The organism is Brenneria goodwinii (assembly GCF_002291445.1).
Taxonomy (GTDB): domain Bacteria; phylum Pseudomonadota; class Gammaproteobacteria; order Enterobacterales; family Enterobacteriaceae; genus Brenneria; species Brenneria goodwinii.
The window spans coordinates 562,987-586,118 of the sequence record NZ_CP014137.1 but is presented as its reverse complement, the minus strand read 5'-3'; the positions used below and the strand labels follow the sequence as shown (position 1 = coordinate 586,118).

General features: G+C 54.0%; 18 protein-coding genes. 16 read left to right on the top strand and 2 right to left on the bottom strand.

Annotation, left to right across the window (positions count from 1 at the left end; genetic code table 11):
* Positions 1–157 precede the first annotated feature (157 nt).
* Positions 158–1,105: a 2-hydroxyacid dehydrogenase gene (locus ACN28R_RS02660; RefSeq protein ID WP_048637982.1), complete on the bottom strand. Its 948-nt coding sequence runs from the start codon at positions 1,103–1,105 to the stop codon at positions 158–160.
* A gap of 680 nt (positions 1,106–1,785) precedes the next feature.
* Between ACN28R_RS02660 and idnO the strand changes: the two genes are divergently transcribed.
* From idnO to yegS, 16 genes are all read left to right on the top strand, one after another.
* Entirely contained in the window at positions 1,786–2,550 is a 765-nt protein-coding gene (idnO, locus tag ACN28R_RS02655; RefSeq protein ID WP_048637981.1) for a gluconate 5-dehydrogenase, read from the top strand.
* A 34-nt stretch (positions 2,551–2,584) separates the two neighbouring features.
* Positions 2,585–3,115, top strand: a complete 531-nt coding sequence (locus ACN28R_RS02650) for a gluconokinase (protein ID WP_095835703.1) — start codon at positions 2,585–2,587, stop codon at positions 3,113–3,115.
* A 64-nt stretch (positions 3,116–3,179) separates the two neighbouring features.
* On the top strand, positions 3,180–3,653 hold the full coding sequence (locus ACN28R_RS02645) for a NanQ anomerase/TabA/YiaL family protein (protein ID WP_095833506.1): 474 nt from the start codon (positions 3,180–3,182) through the stop codon (positions 3,651–3,653).
* 353 nt (positions 3,654–4,006) lie between these two features.
* On the top strand, positions 4,007–5,236 hold the full coding sequence (locus ACN28R_RS02640; protein WP_095833505.1) for an MdtA/MuxA family multidrug efflux RND transporter periplasmic adaptor subunit: 1,230 nt from the start codon (positions 4,007–4,009) through the stop codon (positions 5,234–5,236).
* The gene (locus ACN28R_RS02635; RefSeq protein WP_095833504.1) at positions 5,236–8,358 is read left to right on the top strand and encodes an MdtB/MuxB family multidrug efflux RND transporter permease subunit; all 3,123 of its coding nucleotides are present in this window, start codon (positions 5,236–5,238) and stop codon (positions 8,356–8,358) included. Before ACN28R_RS02640 ends, ACN28R_RS02635 begins: the two co-directional genes overlap by 1 nt.
* Positions 8,355–11,438 (top strand): multidrug efflux RND transporter permease subunit MdtC, encoded by a 3,084-nt coding sequence (gene mdtC, locus ACN28R_RS02630; protein ID WP_095833503.1) that lies wholly within the window; start codon positions 8,355–8,357, stop codon positions 11,436–11,438. Before ACN28R_RS02635 ends, mdtC begins: the two co-directional genes overlap by 4 nt.
* A 115-nt stretch (positions 11,439–11,553) precedes the next feature.
* Positions 11,554–12,957: an MFS transporter gene (gene mdtD, locus ACN28R_RS02625; RefSeq protein WP_048637975.1), complete on the top strand. Its 1,404-nt coding sequence runs from the start codon at positions 11,554–11,556 to the stop codon at positions 12,955–12,957.
* Positions 12,958–12,964: 7 nt separating this feature from the next.
* The gene (baeS, locus tag ACN28R_RS02620) at positions 12,965–14,353 is read left to right on the top strand and encodes an envelope stress sensor histidine kinase BaeS (RefSeq protein ID WP_095833502.1); all 1,389 of its coding nucleotides are present in this window, start codon (positions 12,965–12,967) and stop codon (positions 14,351–14,353) included.
* Positions 14,354–14,366: 13 nt separating this feature from the next.
* The gene (gene baeR / locus ACN28R_RS02615) at positions 14,367–15,089 is read left to right on the top strand and encodes an envelope stress response regulator BaeR (RefSeq protein ID WP_048637973.1); all 723 of its coding nucleotides are present in this window, start codon (positions 14,367–14,369) and stop codon (positions 15,087–15,089) included.
* A gap of 211 nt (positions 15,090–15,300) precedes the next feature.
* Complete coding sequence (locus ACN28R_RS02610; protein WP_095833501.1) at positions 15,301–16,803, top strand: S-type pyocin domain-containing protein; 1,503 nt, start codon at positions 15,301–15,303, stop codon at positions 16,801–16,803.
* Complete coding sequence (locus ACN28R_RS02605) at positions 16,800–17,054, top strand: DUF7683 domain-containing protein (RefSeq protein WP_048637971.1); 255 nt, start codon at positions 16,800–16,802, stop codon at positions 17,052–17,054. The genes ACN28R_RS02610 and ACN28R_RS02605 overlap by 4 nt, the downstream gene beginning before the upstream one ends.
* A gap of 246 nt (positions 17,055–17,300) precedes the next feature.
* Positions 17,301–17,573, top strand: coding sequence for a hypothetical protein (locus ACN28R_RS02600; protein WP_220701767.1), 273 nt, complete (start codon positions 17,301–17,303; stop codon positions 17,571–17,573).
* Between the two features lie 33 nt (positions 17,574–17,606).
* Positions 17,607–18,158: a GNAT family N-acetyltransferase gene (locus ACN28R_RS02595; protein ID WP_095833499.1), complete on the top strand. Its 552-nt coding sequence runs from the start codon at positions 17,607–17,609 to the stop codon at positions 18,156–18,158.
* Between the two features lie 158 nt (positions 18,159–18,316).
* Entirely contained in the window at positions 18,317–19,279 is a 963-nt protein-coding gene (locus ACN28R_RS02590; protein ID WP_095833498.1) for a glutathione S-transferase family protein, read from the top strand.
* A 137-nt stretch (positions 19,280–19,416) separates the two neighbouring features.
* Positions 19,417–20,781 carry a prephenate-dependent tRNA uridine(34) hydroxylase TrhP gene (trhP, locus tag ACN28R_RS02585; RefSeq protein ID WP_095833497.1) on the top strand — a complete coding sequence of 455 codons (1,365 nt, stop codon included), beginning with the start codon at positions 19,417–19,419 and terminating at the stop codon, positions 20,779–20,781.
* A 478-nt stretch (positions 20,782–21,259) separates the two neighbouring features.
* The gene (gene yegS / locus ACN28R_RS02580) at positions 21,260–22,159 is read left to right on the top strand and encodes a lipid kinase YegS (RefSeq protein ID WP_048637967.1); all 900 of its coding nucleotides are present in this window, start codon (positions 21,260–21,262) and stop codon (positions 22,157–22,159) included.
* Positions 22,160–22,231: 72 nt separating this feature from the next.
* On the opposite strand, the gene psiE is transcribed toward yegS, so the two are convergent.
* A complete protein-coding gene (gene psiE / locus ACN28R_RS02575; protein ID WP_048637966.1) occupies positions 22,232–22,639 on the bottom strand; it encodes a phosphate-starvation-inducible protein PsiE in 408 nt (135 codons plus the stop codon).
* Positions 22,640–23,132 lie beyond the last annotated feature (493 nt).

The following is a 23,132-nucleotide window of genomic DNA, read 5'->3' as shown; positions in this document are numbered from 1 at the left end:
GAGAACCTGCCCCTGTTAATAAATAAACAGAAGAGTTTCCGCGTGCTGAATTAATTAAAAACAATAGCGGTATTCACTTGCTAAAATCAGATAGCCCCTTCATCTTGCAAATGGCAGAGATGTTGGTTTTCTCTATTTTTAAATGTATTGAATATCATTATTTAATTGCTGTTGGTTCTTTCTCGCCTTTGAAATGAGCCTGAATATTGGCAAATACAATTTCACTCATCTGAATACGGGTTTCTATCGTCGCGCTGGCGATATGCGGCAGCAGAACCACATTTTCCATTTTTATTAATTCATCCGGAACATTGGGTTCATCAGCAAAAACATCCAGACCGGCGCCGGCTATTTTTTTCTGTTGCAGCGCCTGAATTAATTCCGGCTGATTAACCATGCTGCCGCGCGCGATGTTAATCAGGAAAGCGCTCTCCGGCATCGCCGAGAAAATATCGGCATTGATTAACCCTTCGCTGCCCTTTCCCCCTGAAATGGAGATCACCAGGATGTCGCACTGGCTGGCGAGTTCGGATAAGTCAGCCACATACTGATACGGCAGCGATGTGTCTTCTCTCAAATCGGTATAGGCGATTTTCATGTCAAAACCGGCCGTACGGCGCGCAATGGCTCGCCCAATGTTTCCCATGCCAAAAATACCGACGCGTTTCCCCGTTACTTTGGTACCCAGCGGGAATCCCGCATGCGGCCATTGACCGTCACGGACAAATTTATCGGCGCCGCATAAGCGGCGGGATAGCGCCAGTATCAGCCCCAGTGCGGTATCCGCCACGTCGTCAGTCAGAACGCCTGGCGTGGTGGTGACGGTAATGCCCCGCTGACGGGTATAATCCAAATCAACGGCATCGGTTCCCACGCCGAAAATGGCAATAATCCCCAGATTCGGCAGATGTTCCAATACGCTGTTTGCGACGCCGATATCGCCTCGGGTAACGATGCCTTTGATGTTTTTACCCTGCTGTGAGAGAAAGGCCTGCCGATCTTCCTGTTCATAGAGTTTATGAACCACAAAATTCTCAGTCAGATTTTGCATCAGATGCGCCAAAATCGGCGCGATGACCAGAACGGCGCGAGTATCATCTTTCATTCTATAACCACCTGATATTTGATTAAATCAATAAAAGCGCCAATCCCAGCGGTCGGCGGCACGCTATGCCGCTTTCCCGGTATGGCCTTTTTTCGTTACGGTTATAAAACCTGTTTTTGGCGTTGAATTTTGTGACAGACATCACTGCAAACCATGTTAAGAAATCACGTTACCGGTAACGTGACCGTACCGACATTTCCTCATGCGGATTGTTTAAATAGGTTATTCGCAGGTAAAAAATCCTGGTTTTTTGTGCAACATTTTCCCCGTATTCGCCAAAATGTTACGCGCAACCCAGCTGGCGGTAACATCATGCCCGATAAAATAAAAAAACTTATATATCAATAAATTGCTTGAATAAATCGTTTATTCTCATTTTGCGCCTGACTACGATAGGCAATATTCCACGCTATTGAACGGATAACGGTCACGTAATCTGTAACAGCTTGCAGTAACATAATTTAAAGTGATCTCCATCACGGTTTCACCCGGCATAAAACGGTTTCATAATTCCACGTCATTTACGATGATATTTTTATTGCCACATGAGAAATAAATAAACGCCAGGCCATTCTTTTTTCAGTTTGGTAAAGCCTGATGGGTTTTATTTATTTTCAATACCAACATTAATATCAATCATCATTCCATAAAGTTATTCAACCAGCCATCAGGAATTATTTATGAAAGATCTGTTTTCCCTGTCAAAAAAGAAAGTGCTTATTACCGGTTCCGCACAAGGCATTGGTTTTCTGCTGGCTAAGGGGTTATCCGAATTCGGAGCGGAGATTATTATTAATGATATTACGGCCGAACGTGCGGAAAAAGCCGTTGGACAATTACGTGCTGCCGGTTATCAAGCCTATGCGGCGGCATTTAACGTGACCGATCACGATGCCGTTCAGGAATCCATCCAGTATATCGAAGACAATATTGGCGCAATTGATGTGCTGATTAATAATGCCGGGATCCAACGCCGCCATCCTTTTACCGAGTTTCCGGAAAAGGAGTGGGATGATGTGATTAACGTTAACCAGAAATCGGTCTTTCTGGTTTCTCAGGCCGTCTCCCGTTATATGGTCAAACGCCAGCGTGGCAAAATCATCAATATCTGCTCCATGCAAAGTGAATTAGGCCGTGACACCATCACCCCTTACGCCGCGTCCAAAGGGGCGGTAAAAATGCTGACCCGCGGCATGTGCGTGGAGCTGGCCCGTTACAACATTCAGGTTAACGGCATTGCTCCCGGCTATTTCAAAACCGACATGACCAAAGCGCTGGTGGATGACAAAGCGTTTACCGATTGGTTGTGCAAACGTACGCCCGCCGCACGCTGGGGCGATCCGGAAGAGCTTATCGGCGCCGCGGTTTACCTTTCTTCCAAAGCATCGGATTTTGTCAACGGGCACTTGCTGTTCGTCGATGGCGGCATGCTGGTCGCAGTGTGATGGCCGCCGTTCACTGACTCTGAAAGAGGATATTATGTCCGGTAGATGCATTATTATCATGGGGGTGTCCGGTACGGGAAAATCCAGTATCGGCTTAGCGTTAGCCAACCGTCTCAATGCCAAATTCATTGATGGGGATGACCTGCACCCGCGGGCCAACATTCAAAAAATGGCCTCCGGCCAGCCATTAAATGACGACGATCGTCTGCCCTGGCTTGAACGCCTGAGCGACGTGGCCTATAGCCTGCAACAAAAACACGAAACCGGTTTTCTGGTCTGTTCCGCACTGAAAAAGCGTTACCGCGATCGGCTGAGAGAAGGGAATGACAACATGACCTTTCTGTGGCTGAACGGCGACTATGACCTGGTATTACAACGGATGAAACAGCGCGCCGGTCACTTCATGCCGGAAAGCCTGCTGACCAGCCAGTTTGCCACGCTGGAGCCGCCCGATAAGCAGGAAACCGACGTGATACCGATCGATATCGACGCCTCATTCGACGGCGTGGTTGACCGCTGCGTCGACGCACTGTCGTGGGAAGCCGCCACGCCGCAGTGCGCATGAAAATATCCGCGCGGGAAAGAGTGGCCGCCGATACCCGGATAAACAATTAACAACAGGATTGATTATGATCGTTGACGAACTTAAAAATGCGCTGGATAACCCATGCTATCCCGACGCCATCCGTCGGACGCTGGTGGCGATTAGTAAACTGGATCTCGCCACCCTTCCCGCCGGAGAGCAGGATATAGAAGGCCGTGAAATCTACCTGAATCATATTATCGGCCAGAGCAAACCGCTGCACGAACAGCAGCCGGAACTGCACCGCTACTATATCGATCTCCATTTTCTGATTGAGGGCCGTGAATACATCGGCGCGGCGCCCGGCACGCAGGGCCAGCGCCCCAGCATGGAATTTGATACCGAACGGGACTATGGCTTCTATCAGAGCATCGGCAATGAGACGCTGCTGGCGTTGTCGCCCGGCGATTTTGCCTTGTTGTTTCCCGGCGAACTGCACCGGCCGATGGCGACGCTGACGCAGCCTGCCCCGCTGCGCAAGCTGGTCGTCAAAATCGCCGCGCATCTGCTGCGCGGCTAGCTTCACCGGCTCAACGCCCCGACCGTGACGTAAAAGACGCCGGGGATAACGCATTGCCAATGCCGCCTTGCTATCTACCCTGCCGGAACAAGGCGGCATTTCTATACTCTTCATCTTTCAAGTCGCAGGTGCGTTAACCGCCTTCCCGCATCTTGAAATTTATTGGGTATATTTCATTATCTCCCCTGCGCGAAAACTGGGTCGGCAACCGCCGTTCAAGCCGACAAACCCTGACATATATTCCACATTTCCTTCATTTTTGTCCGATATATTCTGTTTAAACTTGTATGATAAAAAATTGTTCCATGGACCGGCTCCGCGCCTGAGCACTCTGGAGAGATTATCCCATTATTATGAATGCCAAACGCCTCTCACCTCTGTTGATATTCATTGTTGTCGTTGTTGCCGTTATTGCCGCTGTGTTGCTTTGGCGTCATTTTACTCAATCCCCCTCCACAGCCGGTCAGACCAATAATCAGGCGAGTCAATCGTCACGCCAGGGCGGCAGCGGCCGCCGGGCGGCAATGAGCGCGCAGCCGCCTGTTCAGGCCGCGCGGACGCAATCGGCGGCAGTGCCCTACTATCTTTCCGGGCTGGGCACCGTTACCGCCGCCAACACGGTCACCATTCGCAGCCGGGTTAGCGGCGAACTGATGGCGTTGCATTTTCAGGAAGGTCAACAGGTCAACGCGGGCGATCTGTTAGCCGAAATCGATCCCCGCCCGTATCAGGTGGAACTGACGCAGGCTCAGGGTCAGTTGGCGAAAGATCAGGCGACGCTGGCCAACGCCCGGCAGGATTTCGCCCGTTATCAGAAGCTGGTGAAAACCAATTTGATCTCCCAACAGGAGCTGGATGCGCAGCTGTCGCTGGTGCGCCAGTCGGAAGGCACGGTCAAGGCCGATGAAGGGGCGGTAGCCAGCGCCGAGCTACAGCTGGCCTACAGTAAAATTACCGCTCCCATCAGCGGACGCGTGGGGTTGAAACAGGTGGATGTGGGTAACTACGTCACCAGCGGCGATACGACCGGCATTGTGGTTATCACGCAGACGCACCCTATCGACGTGGTGTTTACCGTACCGGAGGGGGAAATCGCCACCGTACTGAAAGCACAGCAATCAGGGCAGCCGCCGGTAGTTGAGGCATGGGATCGAACCAATCAGCGCAAGCTGTCGCAGGGCAGCCTGCTGAGTATGGATAACCAGATCGACGCCACCACCGGCACCCTCAAGCTGAAAGCCCGTTTCGAGAATGACGACGACGCGTTATTCCCCAACCAGTTTGTGAACATCCGCATGAAAGTGGATACGCTGCAAAATGCGATTGTCGCCCCGGCGGCGGCCGTGCAGATGGGTAATGAAGGCCATTTTGTCTGGATAATGAACGACAGAAACGAAGTCAGTAAGCGCCTGGTGACCACCGGTATTCAGTATGGTCAACAAATCGTGATTACGGCCGGTCTGAGCGAGGATGTCCGGGTCGTCACCGATGGCATCGACCGCCTGACCGAAGGCGCCAGGGTCGAGGTGATCCCCTCCGCTTCGACGACGACCGCGCCGACCACCAGCGGGGAAAAACCCTGATGCAGAATACCGTTCCCGCCAGTGGCGGCGGACCCTCGCGGCTTTTTATTCTGCGCCCGGTCGCCACCACGCTGTTAATGGTCGCGATACTGCTGGCCGGCATCATCGGCTACCGCGCGTTGCCGGTTTCGGCGCTGCCGGAGGTTGACTACCCGACAATCCAGGTGGTCACGCTCTATCCGGGCGCCAGCCCGGAAGTGGTGACGTCGGCCATTACCGCGCCGCTGGAACGCCAGTTCGGGCAAATCTCCGGACTGAAACAGATGTTGACCCAAAGCTCCGGCGGCGCATCGGTCATCACATTGCAATTTCAGCTCGAACTCTCGCTGGATATTGCCGAGCAGGACGTACAGGCGGCCATCAACGCCGCAACCAATCTATTGCCCGGCGATCTGCCCAACCCGCCGATCTACAGCAAGGTTAACCCCGCCGATCCGCCGATTATGACGCTGGCCGTCACGTCCAACGCCATGCCGATGACGCAGTTGCAAGACCTGGTGGATAACCGTATCGCCCAGAAAATCTCGCAGGTGTCGGGCGTCGGTCTGGTTTCGCTGGCGGGCGGACAACGTCCGGCGGTTCGGGTCAAGCTGAATGCTCCCGCGCTGGCGGCTTACGGATTGACCAGCGAAGAAATCCGTACCGCCATCACCGCCGCCAACGTTAACTCCGCCAAAGGCAGTCTCGACGGGCCGACTCGCTCGGTAACCCTATCGGCCAACGATCAGATGAAATCCATTGAGGATTATCGTCAGTTAATCGTCGCCTGGCGCAATGACGCCCCGGTGCGTCTGCGCGATGTCGCCACCATAGAACAGGCGGCGGAAAATACCTATCTGGCGGCCTGGGCCAATCGTCAGCAGGCGATCATTATCAACGTTCAGCGCCAGCCGGGCGCCAACGTGATTACCACCACGGACAGCATCCGCCAGATGTTGCCCGGACTCACCGCCAGCCTGCCCAAATCGGTTGAAGTCTCCACGTTGACCGATCGCACCACCAGTATTCGCGCCTCGGTAAAAGACGTGCAGTTTGAATTGCTGCTGGCGATTGCCCTGGTGGTGATGGTGATTTACCTGTTTCTGCGTAACGCCGTCGCCACGATCATCCCCAGCATTGCCGTCCCGCTGTCGCTGGTCGGTACCTTCGCCGCGATGTATTTTCTCGGCTTCTCGATTAACAACCTGACGCTGATGGCCCTCACTATCGCCACCGGGTTTGTGGTAGACGACGCCATCGTGGTGATTGAAAACATCTCCCGCTATATCGAGAAGGGAGAAAAACCGCTCGATGCCGCGCTAAAAGGCGCCGGAGAAATCGGCTTCACCATCATTTCGTTGACCTTTTCGCTGATAGCCGTGCTGATCCCGCTGCTATTTATGGGCGATGTTATCGGCCGGCTGTTCCGGGAGTTCGCCATTACCCTGGCGGTTGCCATCCTGATTTCCGCCGTGGTTTCGCTAACGCTGACGCCGATGATGTGCGCCCGGTTGCTTAGCCACCAATCCCTGCGCAAGCAGAATCGCTTTACCCGCGCCAGCGAGCGTTTTTTCACCCGTCTGATTGAGGCTTACGGCGTCTGGCTGAGCAAGGTGCTGAATCACCCCTGGCTGACGTTGAGCGTTGCGCTGGGAACGCTGTTGCTCACCATTCTGCTCTATCTGTGGATCCCCAAAGGGTTCTTCCCGATACAGGACAACAGTATTATTCAGGGTACGGTGCAAGCGCCGCAGTCGGTGTCGTTCAGTAACATGGCGGAACGTCAGCAGCAGGTCGCGTCCATCATCATGAAGGATCCGGCGGTGCAGAGCGTGTCCTCTTTCGTCGGCGTTGACGGCACCAATGCCGCCCTCAACAGCGGCCGCCTGCAAATCAACCTCAAGCCGCTTAGCGAGCGCAGCGAACGGATCGCCGCGGTCATTACCCGGCTGCAACGGGAAACCGCGCAGATCCCCGGCATACAGCTTTATCTGCAACCGGTGCAGGATCTCACCATTGATACGCAAATCAGCCGGACACAGTATCAGTTCACGCTACAGGCCATGTCGCTGGATGAACTGAGCCTGTGGGTGCCGCAATTGATGGCCGATCTGCAGAAACTACCGCAGTTGACGGACGTCAGCAGCGACTGGCAGGATCAGGCCGCCGTCGCTTATGTCAACGTCAATCGTGACAGCGCCAGCCGCCTGGGGATCACCATGTCCGATGTAGACAGCGCGCTGTATAACGCTTTCGGCCAGCGGCTGATCTCCACGATCTACACCCAGGCCAGCCAGTACCGCGTGGTGCTCGAACACGATACCGCCCGCAATAACGGGCTGGACGCTCTGCACGATATTCGTTTAATCAGCAGCGACGGCGGAACCATTCCCCTGAGCAGTATTGCCGCCATTGAGGAACGCCTGGGGCCGTTATCCATCAACCACCTCGATCAGTTTCCCTCCACCACCATTTCCTTCAATGTGAACAGCGGATATTCGCTGGGCGACGCGGTGGAAGCCATTACGCAGGCGGAACAGCAAATGAACCTGCCTTCGGATATCACCACGCGTTTTCAGGGCAGTACGCTGGCCTTTCAGTCCTCGCTGAGCAGCACGGTGTGGCTGATTGTCGCCGCCATCGTCGCTATGTACATCGTTCTCGGCGTGCTGTACGAAAGTTTCATCCACCCGGTGACCATCCTGTCCACGCTGCCGACGGCGGGGGTCGGCGCCTTGCTGGCGCTGATGATGGCGGGCAAAGAACTGGATGTGATTGCCATCATCGGCATCATTCTGCTGATCGGCATTGTGAAAAAGAACGCCATCATGATGATCGACTTCGCGCTGGCCGCCGAACGAGAACAAGGTATGCGTCCGTATGACGCCATCTATCAGGCTTGTCTGTTGCGTTTTCGTCCGATCCTGATGACCACCATGGCCGCCTTGCTCAGCGCGCTGCCGCTGATGCTGAGTACCGGCGTCGGCGCCGAATTGCGCCAGCCGCTGGGGATCTGCATGGTTGGCGGCCTGATCATGAGTCAGATATTGACCCTGTTTACCACCCCGGTGATCTATCTGCTGTTTGATCGGATGTCGCTGTATTTCCATCGGGCTCCCCGGCAGGAGGAAGAGATCGAGTGAGATTCTTCGCCCTGTTCATCCATCGGCCGGTCGCCACCATTCTGCTGACGCTGGCGATTGCCATCTGCGGCGCGATTGGCTTTCGCATGCTGCCGGTGTCGCCTCTGCCGCAGGTGAATTTCCCGGTAATTTCGGTCAGCGCCTCGCTGTCCGGCGCGTCGCCGGAAACCATGGCATCCTCGGTCGCGACGCCGCTGGAACGGGCATTGGGCAGGATCGCCGGCGTCAGCGAAATGACTTCCACCAGTTCGCTGGGCAGTACGCGCATCACCCTGGTGTTCAATCTCGACCGGGATATCAACGGCGCGGCGCGCGATGTGCAATCCGCCATTAATGCGGCGCAGAACCTGCTGCCGTCCGGTATGGCTAGCCGACCTACCTACCGGAAAGCCAACCCGTCCGATGCGCCGATTATGATCCTGACGCTGACGTCGGATACCTACAGTCAAGGGCAACTGTATGACTACGCCTCCACCCGGCTGGCGCAGAGAATTTCCCAAATGGAGGGCGTGGGCGATGTTTCCATCGGCGGAAGCTCGCTGCCTGCCGTGCGCGTGGCGCTCAATCCGCAAGCGCTGTTTAATCAGGGCGTTTCGCTGGATGACGTCCGCCAGGCCATCAGCCAGGGGAACGTTCGTCAGCCATTAGGCGACATTGAAAACCCGCAGCAGCGCTGGCAGATACAAACCAATGACGAACTGAAAACGGCCGCCGCCTATGAACCGCTGATCGTTCACTATAACAATGGCTCGGTCGTGCGGCTGAGCGATGTCGCCACGGTAACAGACGACGTACAGAACTCGCGCAATGCCGGGATGACAAACGCCCAACCGGCGATTCTGCTCATCATCCGCCGCGCGCCCGATGCCAATATCATCACCACCGTGGACAGCATCCGCGCGGCATTGCCCGAACTGCACGCCAGCCTGCCCGCCGGGATTGAACTTACTATCGCGCAGGATCGTTCGCCGACGATCCGCGCTTCGCTGCACGAGGTGGAACAGTCGCTGGTGATTGCCGTCGCGCTGGTCATTCTGGTGGTTTTTCTGTTCCTGCGTTCAGGACGCGCCACGCTGATCCCCGCCGTCGCGGTGCCGGTCTCGCTGATCGGCACCTTTGCCGCCATGTATCTGTGCGGCTTCAGTTTGAATAATCTGTCGTTAATGGCGCTGACCATCGCCACCGGTTTTGTAGTGGATGACGCCATCGTGGTGCTGGAAAATATTTCACGCCATATTGAAGCGGGAATGAAGCCGTTGCAGGCTTCGCTACAGGGGGTGCGCGAGGTCGGATTCACCGTGCTATCGATGAGTCTCTCGTTGGTGGCGGTGTTTATCCCGCTGCTGCTGATGGAAGGGCTGCCGGGCAGGATGTTTCGTGAATTCGCCGTCACGCTGTCGGTCGCCATTATGATTTCACTGCTGGTTTCGCTGACGCTGACGCCCATGATGTGCGCCAAACTGCTACGCGCGGCGCCCAAACGCAGCCTGAAGCGCAAACGCGGCTTCGGCCGCGTATTGGTCGCCTTACAGCAATCCTACGGCCGCTCGCTTAACTGGGTACTCAATCATGCGCGCTGGGTGCTGGTGCTGTTGCTGGGTACGATGGTCCTCAATGTCTGGCTGTATATCAGCATCCCGAAAACGTTTTTCCCGGAGCAGGATACCGGCAGGCTGATGGGCTTTATTCAAGCCGACCAGAGCATTTCGTTTCAGGCCATGAAGCAGAAGCTCCAGGACTTCATGACCATCGTGCGCAGCGATCCGGCGGTGGATAACGTCACCGGCTTTACCGGCGGTTCGCGCACCAATAGCGGATCCATGTTTGTTTCACTCAAACCGCTGTCTGAACGCGACGTCAGCGCCCAGCAGGTCATCGGCCGCTTGCGCGCCAAACTGGCGAAAGAGCCGGGGGCGAACCTGTTTTTTATGGCCGAGCAAGACGTACGCACCGGTGGGCGTGAATCCAGCGCCGGTTACCAATATACCTTGCTGTCAGACGATCTCAGCGAGCTGCGCATCTGGGAGCCGAAAATTCGTCAGGCGCTGAGCAAGTTACCCGAATTGGCGGACATTAATTCCGATCAACAGGATAAAGGCGCGGAAATGGCGCTGACTTACGATCGCGACGCCATGGCCCAGCTTGGGATCAGCGTGTCGACCGCCAATGCCTTACTGAACAATGCCTTTGGTCAACGCCAGATATCTACGATCTATCAACCCTTAAACCAGTACAAAGTGGTGATGGAAGTGGATTCGGCTTATACGCAGGATGTCAGTTCGCTGGACAAAATGTTTGTCATTAACAGCGAAGGGAAACCGATTCCGCTGTCCTACTTTGCCAGTTGGCGGCCGATCAATGCGCCGCTGTCGGTCAATCATCAGGGGCTGTCGGCCGCATCGACCATCTCCTTTAACCTGCCGGAAGGCTCAACGCTTTCCGATGCCACCAGGGCGATTGAAAGAACCATGACATCGCTGGGAGTGTCATCCGCGGTACGCGGCCAGTTCTCAGGCACGGCGCTGACTTTCCAGCAGACGCAATCGTCACAGGTGATACTGATTCTGGCCGCCATTATTACGGTATATATCGTGCTGGGGGTGCTGTACGAAAGCTATGTGCATCCGTTAACCATTCTGTCCACCCTGCCCTCCGCCGGCGTGGGCGCCTTGCTGGCGCTGGAGTGGTTCGGCGCGCCGTTTAGTCTGATCGCGCTAATTGGTATTATGCTATTAATCGGCATTGTCAAAAAGAATGCCATTATGATGGTGGACTTCGCGCTAGTGGCGCAACGTACCGGCGGGCTCAGTGCCAGAGACGCCATATTCCAGGCCAGCCTGCTGCGTTTTCGTCCGATTATGATGACCACGTTGGCCGCGCTGTTTGGCGCGCTGCCGCTGGTACTGACCAGCGGCGACGGCGCGGAACTGCGTCAACCGCTGGGGATCACCATCGTCGGCGGGCTGGTGATGAGTCAGATGCTTACGCTGTATACCACGCCAGTGGTTTATCTGTTTTTCGACAGGCTGCGGAATATGCGGCGGCGCCCGACGCCGGAAAAAAGCGTGTCACTATCGTGAAGGATGCCGCGTCGTCAACCATCATGAAGAAAACATGTCACACTGAGGAAAGTTTCGTGCGTGAAAGTCGCCATATTTTTCTGTTAGCCCTCTCCAATCAGGAGCATCCTGAATAATGCTGACTCAGCCCGCTTCCGTTCGCTGGCAATTATGGATTGTCGCCTTTGGCTTTTTTATGCAGACGCTGGATACCACTATCGTGAATACCGCGCTGCCTTCAATGGCGGTCAGCCTGAACGAAAACCCGCTGCATATGCACTCCGTGATTGTGTCCTACGTATTAACGGTTGCCATTATGCTGCCCGCCAGCGGCTGGCTGGCGGATCGTATCGGCGTCAAAAACATTTTCTTCTCCGCTATTCTGCTGTTCACCCTTGGCTCGCTGCTATGCGCACGCGCGGAAACCCTGAATGAACTGGTGCTCTCCCGGGTGGTGCAGGGCATCGGCGGCGCCATGATGGTGCCGGTGGGACGTCTGACGGTGATGAAAATCGTGCCGCGCGATCAGTATATGGCCGCGATGACATTCGTGACGCTGCCGGGGCAGATTGGCCCGTTGCTGGGACCGGCGCTTGGCGGCTTTCTGGTCGAGTACGCCAGTTGGCACTGGATTTTCCTGATTAATCTGCCGGTCGGCATTGCCGGCGCGATAGCCACCTGGCTGCTGATGCCCAATTACACCATGCAAACCCAGCGTTTTGATATTCGCGGCTTTTTGTGGCTCGCCATCGGCATGGCGACCCTGACGCTGGCGCTGGACGGGCACGGCAATCTCGGCATCCCGCCCATTGTTATTTTTGCGCTGATCGCCGTCGGGCTGATTGCCCTGCTGAGCTACTGGCTGCATGCCCGCAATAACAGCCGGGCGCTGTTTAATTTGAACCTGTTCAATACCCAAACCTTTTCAATCGGGCTGACCGGGGGGTTTCTGGCGCGGATCGGCAACGGCATGCTGCCCTTTATGACGCCGCTATTCTTGCAGTTAGGGATAGGGTTCTCGCCTTTTCATGCCGGACTAATGATGATTCCCATGGTGCTGGGCAATATGGGGATCAAACGGATAGTGGTGCAGATCGTCAACCGTTTCGGCTACCGTCTGGTGCTGATTACCTCAACGCTGCTGCTGGCGCTCGTTACCCTGCTATTTGCGCTGGTGGCGATGATGAACTGGATCTGGCTGATACCCGTGGTGCTGTTTTTCCTCGGTTCGGTGAACGCCATCCGTTTTTCCACCATGAATACGCTGACGCTGAAAGATCTGCCCGATGCCCTCGCCAGCGGCGGCAACAGCCTGCTGTCAATGACAATGCAGTTGTCCATGAGCCTGGGCGTCAGTATTGCGGGGCTATTATTGGGCATGTTTTCCCAACAACATATGGCGATGGGAAACGCCGAAACCCACAGCGTGTTCCTCTATGCCTATCTCAGTATGGCGGTCATTATTGCGTTGCCCGCATTAATCTTTAGTCGCGTTCCGCCAGATACCGTTAAACAATCGACGCTTTCCCGTCGGTCATGAGGCTACCATGAAATTCGGCATCACCGCTAAGCTGTTCCTCGCCATTTTCGCCACCTGCATGCTGGTGCTGGTCACCATGCACTGGGGCGTTCGCGTCAGCTTTGAACGCGGATTTATCGACTACATTAAACGCGGTAATGAACAGCGGGTGGTGCAGTTGCGCGATACGCTGGCGGAACAATACCAACAGCACGGCGATTGGTCATTTTTGCGCAGCAACGAACGTTTCGTCTCCAAGATACTGCATTCGCTGGAGCAGAGTAATGAAGACGGCGTCAACAACGCACTACAAGGCTGGCGCGTTCGCCTCTGGGTGCTGGATGCCGGTAAAAAAATACTGTTCGGCCCCCCGCAGTCGCCCCCGGCGGAAGGGATATGGCGGGAGATTGATGTCCAGGGCCAGACGGTCGGCTGGGTCGTGGCGCCCCCCGTCGAACGCCTGACGCGCAATGCCGATATCAATTTTGATCGGCAACAGCAGCAAACCAGCTGGCTTATCGTGGCGCTGACCGCCTTGCTGGCGATCCTCGCCACCTGGCTGACCGCCCGCGGCCTGCTGGCGCCGGTTAAACGGCTGGTTAATGGCATACACCATCTGGCGGCGGGCGATTTCAGCGCCCGCGTCACCGCAACCACGCGCGATGAATTGGGACGACTGGCGCAGGATTTTAACCAGCTCGCCAGCGCATTGGAAAAAAATGAGCAGTCGCGCCGCGCGTTTATGGCGGATATTTCCCATGAGCTGCGCACGCCGCTGGCGGTATTGCGCGGTGAGCTGGAAGCGCTACAGGACGGCGTCCGCCAACCCAATGCCGGCTCGTTGCTTTCGTTACAGGCGGAAGTGACGACCTTGACCAAGCTGGTGGATGACCTCCACCAACTCTCTCTATCCGACCGGGGAACGCTGACCTATCGCAAAAGCGCCGTGGATGTCGTACAACTGCTGCACATCGCCATCGCCGCCTTTAATGAGCGTTTCCAGAAAAAACACATTGCGCTGACGGTAGATTGCCCTGCGCAGGCCGCTACCTTTGGCGATCCGGATCGTTTAATCCAGTTGTTTAACAACCTGCTGGAAAACAGCCTGCGTTACACGGACGAACAAGGTAGACTGGAAATACGCGCCGTTCCCCGTCAGAAACTGCTGGTGATTACCTGGCAGGACAGCGCTCCGGGCGTGACCGATGAGCAGCTTACGCTGATATTCGAGCGTTTTTACCGGGCGGAAAACTCGCGTAACCGCGCCAGCGGCGGTTCAGGATTAGGGCTGGCTATCTGTAACAATATCGTTGAGGCGCACGGCGGACGACTGTATGCTGAGCACTCTCCATGGGGTGGTCTGCTGATTACCGTCGAGCTTCCCTTATATTATTCGCCAGATAGAAACCTTCCATGACAGAACTGAAATAATGATGACAGAATCTTTTTCCGCTAACCCGTTACCGGTACTGATCGTTGAAGACGAACCCAAACTGGGACAGTTGTTGATTGATTACCTACAGGCCGCGGATTTTCAGACCCACTGGATAAACAACGGCAACGAAGTGCTTCACTGGGTTAAGCAAAATCCGCCGGCGCTGATCCTGCTGGATCTGATGCTGCCGGGCGTCGACGGTCTGACGCTGTGCCGCACGATCCGCCAGTTTTCCAACGTTCCCATTATTATGGTCACCGCCCGCAGCGAAGAAATCGATCGCCTGTTGGGGCTGGAAATCGGCGCGGATGATTATATCTGTAAACCATTCAGCCCGCGCGAAGTGGTGGTGCGGGTAAGAACCCTGCTGCGCCGTTGCGGCTGGCAGGCGGAGGCTCAAAAGCCGGCGGATAAATCCCCCCTGCTGATTGATAAAAGCAGCTTTCAGGCCAGCTATCTGGGGCAGAATCTTGACCTGACGCCCGCGGAACTCCGCCTGCTCAAAACGTTGTCCACCGAACCGGGCAAAGTCTTTTCCCGGGAAGAGCTGCTGGATAAACTTTATGACGACTATCGCGTCGTCACCGATCGCACCATCGACAGCCATATCAAAAACCTGCGCCGCAAGCTGGAGCTGCTTGACGGGGAAACCTCTTTTATCCGTACGGTTTACGGTATGGGATATCGCTGGGAAGCCGCCCCCTGCGAACTGGTGTAGACTTTCGTTGGTTTTTTGCGCGTTTGTGTCCGCTCCGGTCGTTATGAAATGCTGAAATCAGTCACTGAAGAAGTGCATCGAACTGGCCGATGTGTTCTGAATAACGATTGGAAAGCGTTTTTTTGATAAAAAACGCCCAGTTCGCGGATAGAAAAGTATTGATAAAAAAGGTAGCATCCATTGCGCTTATCGTGGATAAAAAGGATTTTCTATGAGTCGCGCTCTAGCCTGTTTCGGGGATAAAACCACCTACGGCTATATTGTTTCCGCTACCTCATCATGGTTCGAAGGCAGTAAAGCTATTGCGCTTTCCGGTGATAAAGCGTGGTGTAATAAATGTAAAGGGATGTTCCCGCTCATCGGCACCGCCGAAGGCTGGGGAGAGAATCAACTTTTTGTGGCGACGGGGGACAGAGTGGCATGCCGTTGCCCACAGCATGTTGTCTTCGGCTCGACGCGCCAGTACGTCCAGTCATCCTCCCGGTCAACGCTTTCATCATCGCCAGCCGTTTCCGCTCCACCTTCCGCCACGTCCTCCAACCTGACGACACCAATGCGTCCTGTTCCAGTTTACGCTAAATCCTGTCTTAAGGAGAATGGATGCACGGATGCGGGAATAGAACCGGAATCTCATCGTAATTTTGGCTATGTAAGTTACTGGAAAGCATCTCCCGCCGCTCAACACCCGGAGTCCGAACCTGTTCAGCACGCACAGTCGGCAAAGCGCCAAAAAAACCCGGTGACGGAGACGACGCAACAGGAAGATAAACGCGCTCTTTCGCTTGGGTATGCTCCAGCAGCGGCGATGGGAGCGACAAGCCTTGCGGCCACCGCCGGCATCACAGCAACTGCCGGTACGGCGGGCGAGACTTTGCTTACCGCGCTGGAATACCTGGGCGGCGGCCTGAAAACCGCCGGGCGATGGTTGGCACCTCATCCGGGTACACTGTTCGTCTTCGGTATGTTTTACTCACCCAAACTTAACAGCGGCGAGCAGGATTTCATCGATCGGATGCGGCTGGAGCAAGCGGCCAAAACGCAAGGCGATGCGGAAACGCGCGTCAGATTCCGATGGGAACCGGACAAATATGGCGTCCTTACTCCGAAGGGCTATCATGTCGGCGCCGAGGGCGGACTGGGTAAGGTTCCGGTCAGAATGTTGCATAAGAATGCGGCAACCGAAAATTACGAATTTTACGAGGACGGCACCGATTCACCGACATTGGTATGGACGCCGGATAATCCCGTATTCACCGCTCCGCCCCATACGGGTAATCAGGACGACGTTTATATCCCTTCGAATATACTGGTTCACCCGGAAGACGAGATTCAGGGGATAACCTCAACGGAAACGCCGACCTCGGACGAACGCACGTTCAGAGACTATATTCTGGTTCATCCCGACGGGATTTTTGATCCGATTTATATTTATCTGAATAATGACCATAAATATCATGTTTCTCCGAAAGGGCATACACCATTACCCGCATTTCCTGATGCAAAAAGGGCACCTCGAAAAACACCTATTCAAGGTAGCAGTGGACAGCTCAGGGCAAGATGGAAGGATTCTGAAGGGAGAATTTACGAATGGGATTCTCAACATGGCACCGTCGAAATTTATGATCGTTCAGGCCGCAGACATATCGGTGAATTTGACCCCACAACAGGTAAACAAACCAAGCCGGCAGATCCCAGCAGAAAGGTGGAAAAATGATAATATATTCCGTTGAATTATTCGACAAGCATACAGAAATGTTAAAATCTGAAATAGAAATTCCAAAAGAAAAAGTGCATGAGGTTTCAAAGATCATGGGGTGGAGTTCAGATGCTGAAAGAGCCTTTTTAAATGGCATTGCCGGCTTTAATGTAAATATAGAGCAAGCAAAGTCGCTGGAGACTTTACTCGGTAAAAAATTTTACGCCTCCGACCTCATTATTCAGATATCAGGGGGAGAGGTTCAATAAATCATACGAGCAGCACATTTATAAAATAGTTTCGAATGGGCTGCGCCTATTTTATGAGAGGGATAACCTCCGGCCCCGGACGAACGCACGTTCAGAGATATTATTTTCAGCACCGACTGTTGGCAGGTCAGCCATCGGTGGGATGCCCGCTATCCAGGTTATCTGATCGTCCCGGCAAAAGAAGCGGTAACAGAATTAAGCGAGTTAAGTCCATCAGCATTATCAGAAATGGGAACAGTGCTGAAAATGACAGAGCAACTCCTGACTACATTCTGTCAGCCAATCAAGGTCGTTTTCTACAAGTTAGGCTTTTCCCACGGATTCAACTGCCACTTTCACGCCGCGCCAGTGACAAAAGCGCTATTAGAGGAAATAGCCGCCCATTCCGGATACAGTAGCGAGTCAGACGGTAACGATGCGATCTTATATCTCAGTTGCGAGTATTGCGAACGGCCGTTGAATAACCAGGAGAGACAGGTCATTGCCCTTACCGTTTCATGGCCGCGCCAACTGTGCTAAAAAAGATAATTTACGATTAATGGGATAACGGTTATGGCGTCATTTTCCGCAACAACCACGCTTGAGACTCCGCGTTTATTATTACGCCCGCTGCGCCGTGATGACGTACCGGCTTTTTTCGCCCTTATGTCCGATCCGGTCGTGATGAAATTTTGGAATCAGCTCCCGTGGCGACATATCGAACAGGCTTTCGAGGCCATTGATAACTATCGGCAGGCGCTGTCCGCCGGCGAATACATGAAGCTGGGGTTAGAGATGAAAGACGGCGGACATCTCATCGGCACCTGTATCCTTTTCCATATTAATGCCGCATCCCGACGGGCGGAAATCGGTTACTGCCTGGCAGCCGACGCGCAGGGAAAAGGCTATATGGCCGAGGCGCTGTCCGGCCTGATTGATTTCGCCTTTGGAACGCTGGGATTGAACCGGCTTGAGGCCGAAATCGACGCCAGAAATATCGCCTCGGCCAAAACATTGGCTCGCCAGTCCTTCGTTCAGGAAGGCCTGTTAAGGGAACGCTGGATTGTTGATGGAAAAACATCCGACTCCGCGCTGTACGGACTGCTGGCGGCAGAACGCGGATAAGACGACGCGTCAATAACCCGTAACCGGCGATATTCCATGTCTTCGCCACTCGTCAAAAAATCTGTCTGACTCAGTGAAAAATTTATCATTTTTTCTTTATCTCAGGCTGATAGGCTTTATCGCATGGCAATAATTATCAGATTTAACAGAGAGGCGTAATGGCAGGTTTAGTGGATGGAAAATGGGTTAGCGGCGACGTCGCGGCGGAAGAAATTAAAAACGGCGCATTTCATCGGCAGGAGACAACATTCCGTCAGAGTGAAATTGTTGCACAGCCCGGACGTTATCAGCTTTTTGTCTCTTACCTCTGTCCATGGGCCTCTCGCGCCTTAATCTTCCGTAAGCTGAAAGGGCTGGAAAACGTCATTACGCTTTCCATCGCGGAGCCTTGCATCAGAGATAACGGCTGGGAATTCAGTAAGCCGCAGGATGCGGGCGAACAGCTTGGCCCTATCCGTTTCCTTCATCAGTTGTATACCGCAACCGATCCCCACTACACCGGGAAAGTGTCGGTGCCCGTTTTATGGGACCGTCAGGAAGGACGCATCGTCAACAATGAATCGGCGGATATTATCCGTATCCTGAACGATGACTTTGACCGACTGACCGACAACAACCTCGATTTCTATCCGCCCACGCTACGCGGCGAGATCGACCGCTGGAACGAAACCATTTACCACGGCATCAACAACGGCGTCTATAAAACCGGTTTCGCCAAAACGCAGGAGAGCTATAACCAGGCGGTGACCGTCCTGTTTTCGACGCTGGATAAGGTAGAAGCGCATCTGGCAACGCGCCGTTACATCGCCGGCGATACGCTGACCGAAGCCGACTGGCGTCTGTTCGTGACGCTGGTGCGTTTTGACGTCGCCTATCATGGCGCGTTCAAGTGCAATCTCCGCCGTATCGAAGATTATCCTAATCTGTCGAACTACCTGCGCGAACTGTATCAATGGCCCGGCGTGAAAGAGACCGTCAATATCGGGCATATCAAGGCCGGTTACTATGACATCCGGTGGCTGAACCCTACCGGCATCGTGCCATTAGGTCCGCTGGTGGATTTTGAACGTCCGCACGATCGCAAACGGCTTGGCGCTTCGCGGGTGGCGGCCAAACGCTGATTAGTCCGCATCGCCAAATCAATAGGCCTACTTTTTGTGGGCCGTCTGCTGCTTTTTTCATTTATAAGCGCTAGAATCCCCGCCTTTACTGCTCCCATCGGGGGCAGCCTGACTTGTAATCAGAATCGAGAGACATCATGTTTAAACCGGAACTGCTTTCTCCGGCCGGAACGCTGAAAAATATGCGTTACGCCTTTGCCTATGGCGCTGATGCCATTTATGCCGGCCAGCCTCGCTACAGCTTGCGGGTACGCAACAACGAATTCAACCATCAGACGCTGGCGCAGGCCATCAATGAAGCGCATGAACTGGGTAAAAAATTCTACGTGGTGGTTAATATCGCGCCGCATAACGCCAAGTTGAAAACCTTCCTGCGCGATCTGCAACCGGTGGTTGAAATGGGGCCGGATGCGCTGATTATGTCCGATCCGGGGCTGATCATGCTGGTACGGGAAAACTTCCCGCAGATACCGATCCACCTTTCCGTTCAGGCTAACGCTGTTAACTGGGCGACGGTGAAATTCTGGCAGCAGATGGGGCTGAGCCGCGTGATTCTCTCCCGCGAGCTGTCGCTGGAAGAGATCGCGGAAATCCGTAGCAAAGTGCCGGACATGGAGCTGGAGATCTTTGTACACGGCGCGTTGTGCATGGCCTATTCCGGCCGCTGCCTGTTGTCCGGCTACATCAACAAACGCGACCCCAATCAGGGAACCTGCACCAACGCCTGCCGCTGGGAATACAACGTGCAGGAGGGGAAAGAAGACGAAGTCGGCAATATCGTCCATCAGCATGAACCCATTGCGGTGAAAAATATTGAGCCGGCGCTGGGTATCGGCGCACCGACCGATAAAGTCTTTATGCTGGAAGAAAATCAACGCCCCGGCGAATACATGAGCGCCTTCGAAGACGAACACGGCACCTACATTATGAACTCGCGCGATCTGCGCGCCATTCAGCACGTGGAACGCCTGACGCAGATGCAGATTCATTCGCTGAAGATTGAAGGCCGCACCAAATCGTTCTACTACTGCGCCCGCACCGCGCAGGTCTATCGCCGCGCCATTGACGATGCCGCCGCCGGGAAACCCTTTGATCCAAGCCTGCTGGAAACGCTGGAAGGGCTGGCTCACCGCGGTTATACCGAAGGATTCCTGCGCCGCCATGTGCACGAGGATTACCAGAACTACGAGTACGGTTATTCCGTTTCCGATCGGCAGCAGTTCGTTGGCGAATTCACCGGCGTACGGCGTGACGGACTGGCGGAAGTCGCGGTGAAAAACAAATTCTCCTGCGGCGACAGCGTAGAAATGATGACGCCCAAAGGCAATGTTCAATTCACCATTGAAGCGATGCAAAATGCCAAAGGCCAGGCGACGGATGTCGCGCCGGGCAACGGACATATCGTCTATCTGCCAGTACCCGAAGAAATCGCGCTGGAATATGCGCTGTTATTGCGCAATCTGCCGGGCGCCACGACCACCCGCAACCCAAACGCGAAATAACGCTGGCCGCCCTTGGTTTCCAGTTGCAAAACCGGCGTCTGCAACTGGAAAAAACAGGATACAAACACAAAGATTGGGACTTTAAACAAAAATTAGAATCAGATCACATCAATTACTCACCCCAATAGTTACTATTAGGCCGCTGAGAAAATGTAGAACGAAAAATAAGCGTAGTGATACTACTAGGAACCACCTCCTTGGCCAGCTCAATCTCCCTTGAGCTGGCTTTTTCTTTTTTATCACGTCACTCATCATTCCCCTTTCATCATCCTTATCATTCTCCAGCCGCGGCCACTCACCGAATCTTCTGGTTTCAGCCCTTGTTTTTACTGACTAATTGTATTAACTGACTATTATTAGAATGCAATTGCCGCATGGCGCTTAACGGCTCACTGATAACATCAGCTATCTCTCGCCCGCCGTCGAGGGTTTGCGATTAGAACTTATTTAATTTGACACACCGAATTGGGAGAACCACATGGAGCAATCCCCTGCCACGCTGCTCATTCTTAATGGAAAAAACACCGATAATGATCAGCTCCGTCAGGCTATTGACGAGTGGCGCAAGGATGGAAATACACTGCATGTCAGAGTGACCTGGGAATCGGGAGATGCGCGTCGTTACGTGAAAGAAGCGGTACGACTGAAAGTCGATAACGTCATCGCCGCCGGAGGCGATGGTACGATCAATGAGGTTGCCGGCGCACTGGCGGAACAGCCCGAAGCGGTTCGTCCCTGTATGGGGATCATTCCGTTGGGAACCGCCAATGACTTCGCCACCGGTTGTCAAATTCCCATCGACCCGCATAACGCGCTGACGCTGGCGATCAAGGGCCGAGCAACCGCCATTGATTTAGCCAAAGTGAATAATGAGCACTACTTCATCAACATGGCGACGGGCGGATTCGCCACCCGTATTACCACAGAAACGCCGGCCAAAATGAAAGCGGCGCTGGGCGGCGCATCCTATGTGTTAAACGCGCTGCTGCGTATGGATATGCTGCAATCCGAACGTTGTGAAATCCGCGGCCCGGATTTTAACTGGTCGGGCGATACCTGGGTTGTGGCGATTGGCAACGGCCGCCAGGCCGGCGGCGGTCAGCAGCTTTGCCCGGATGCGCTAGTGAATGACGGTCAGTTGGCGCTCAGCATTCTGTCTGCGCAAGAGCTGCTGCCCAATATGTTACAAGCATGGTTTACCGGCACTCAAAACCCGAATATGATTTCAGCCGCCCTGCCCTGGTTAGAGATTACCGCGCCGAATGAAATGACCTTTAATCTGGATGGCGAACCGTTTAACGCCAAACGGTTCCTGATTGAAGTGGTTCCCGCCGCCATTTATTGCCGCCTGCCGCCGCAGTGCCCATTGCTGGGATAATCCGGCGGGCCATTGACGAATATTCGCCACGTCCCCGCCCGGCGAATAGCCGGGTTGGGGGCAGCCGGGAAGTTATTCGCGCTTCAGGCGATTACTGTTCGCCAGATACAGCGTAATGACCAGCATCAAAATGGCGGCGGCGTAAATCAGCGTATCGAGCGGATTTTTATGATCGACGATAATCAGCCGGATAATCGCCGTGATACCGATATAAACGAAATAACGTAACGGGAAATGATATCCCGACTGAAAATACTTCACGATCAGGGCGATAAACTCAAAATACAGAAAGTAAATCACAATACTTTCAATCAATTGATAGGATGAATCCTTCTCATTGGTAATCAGCAATACTTGCGCTAGATGATAGGTCTCTTTCCCCAGAAAAATCACGAGAATAATAGCCAATATCAGCAATCCAATATTGAGTATCGTCTGGAGTCCTTTTGAAACCATGATGCTGCGCGTTGAAGCCGCCATACTTATTCCCTCACATCCAATTACATCAGTCATGCCTTATCGTTCACAGGTTATCACCCTTATGTTTTATCAGGGAGACAACCTGCTTATTTGTAAGCAAAATTAGCGAAAATAATCCCGAATATCCCGCCCGTGGTTTTTCTCGCTGCCGGCATGGGCTTCCTTCACCCGTCTTCGCGTGAAAAGCCACGCCGCGATTCCGTCAACCGGCGGTTTCCATATTCCATTTTTACTCTCGTTAAACAAAACGTTCCGTCTGTTCGTCACTCACGGCGATAAACCCTTGGAGGTTCACAAAACGAGGCTAATTTGCGGTGCAAAATGGCATTTATCGGCGATCGCATCTATTGTTTCTTCTGAATCGTCAGGATGTTATTCATCCTGCCTCAACGACGTCCATCATCACTTTTTCATTACGCCGTAACATTTTTCACCTGTCATCCTGGGACTGACGCAGGGGCCGTAATGGCTGTACCCCCGGAATAACAAGCGC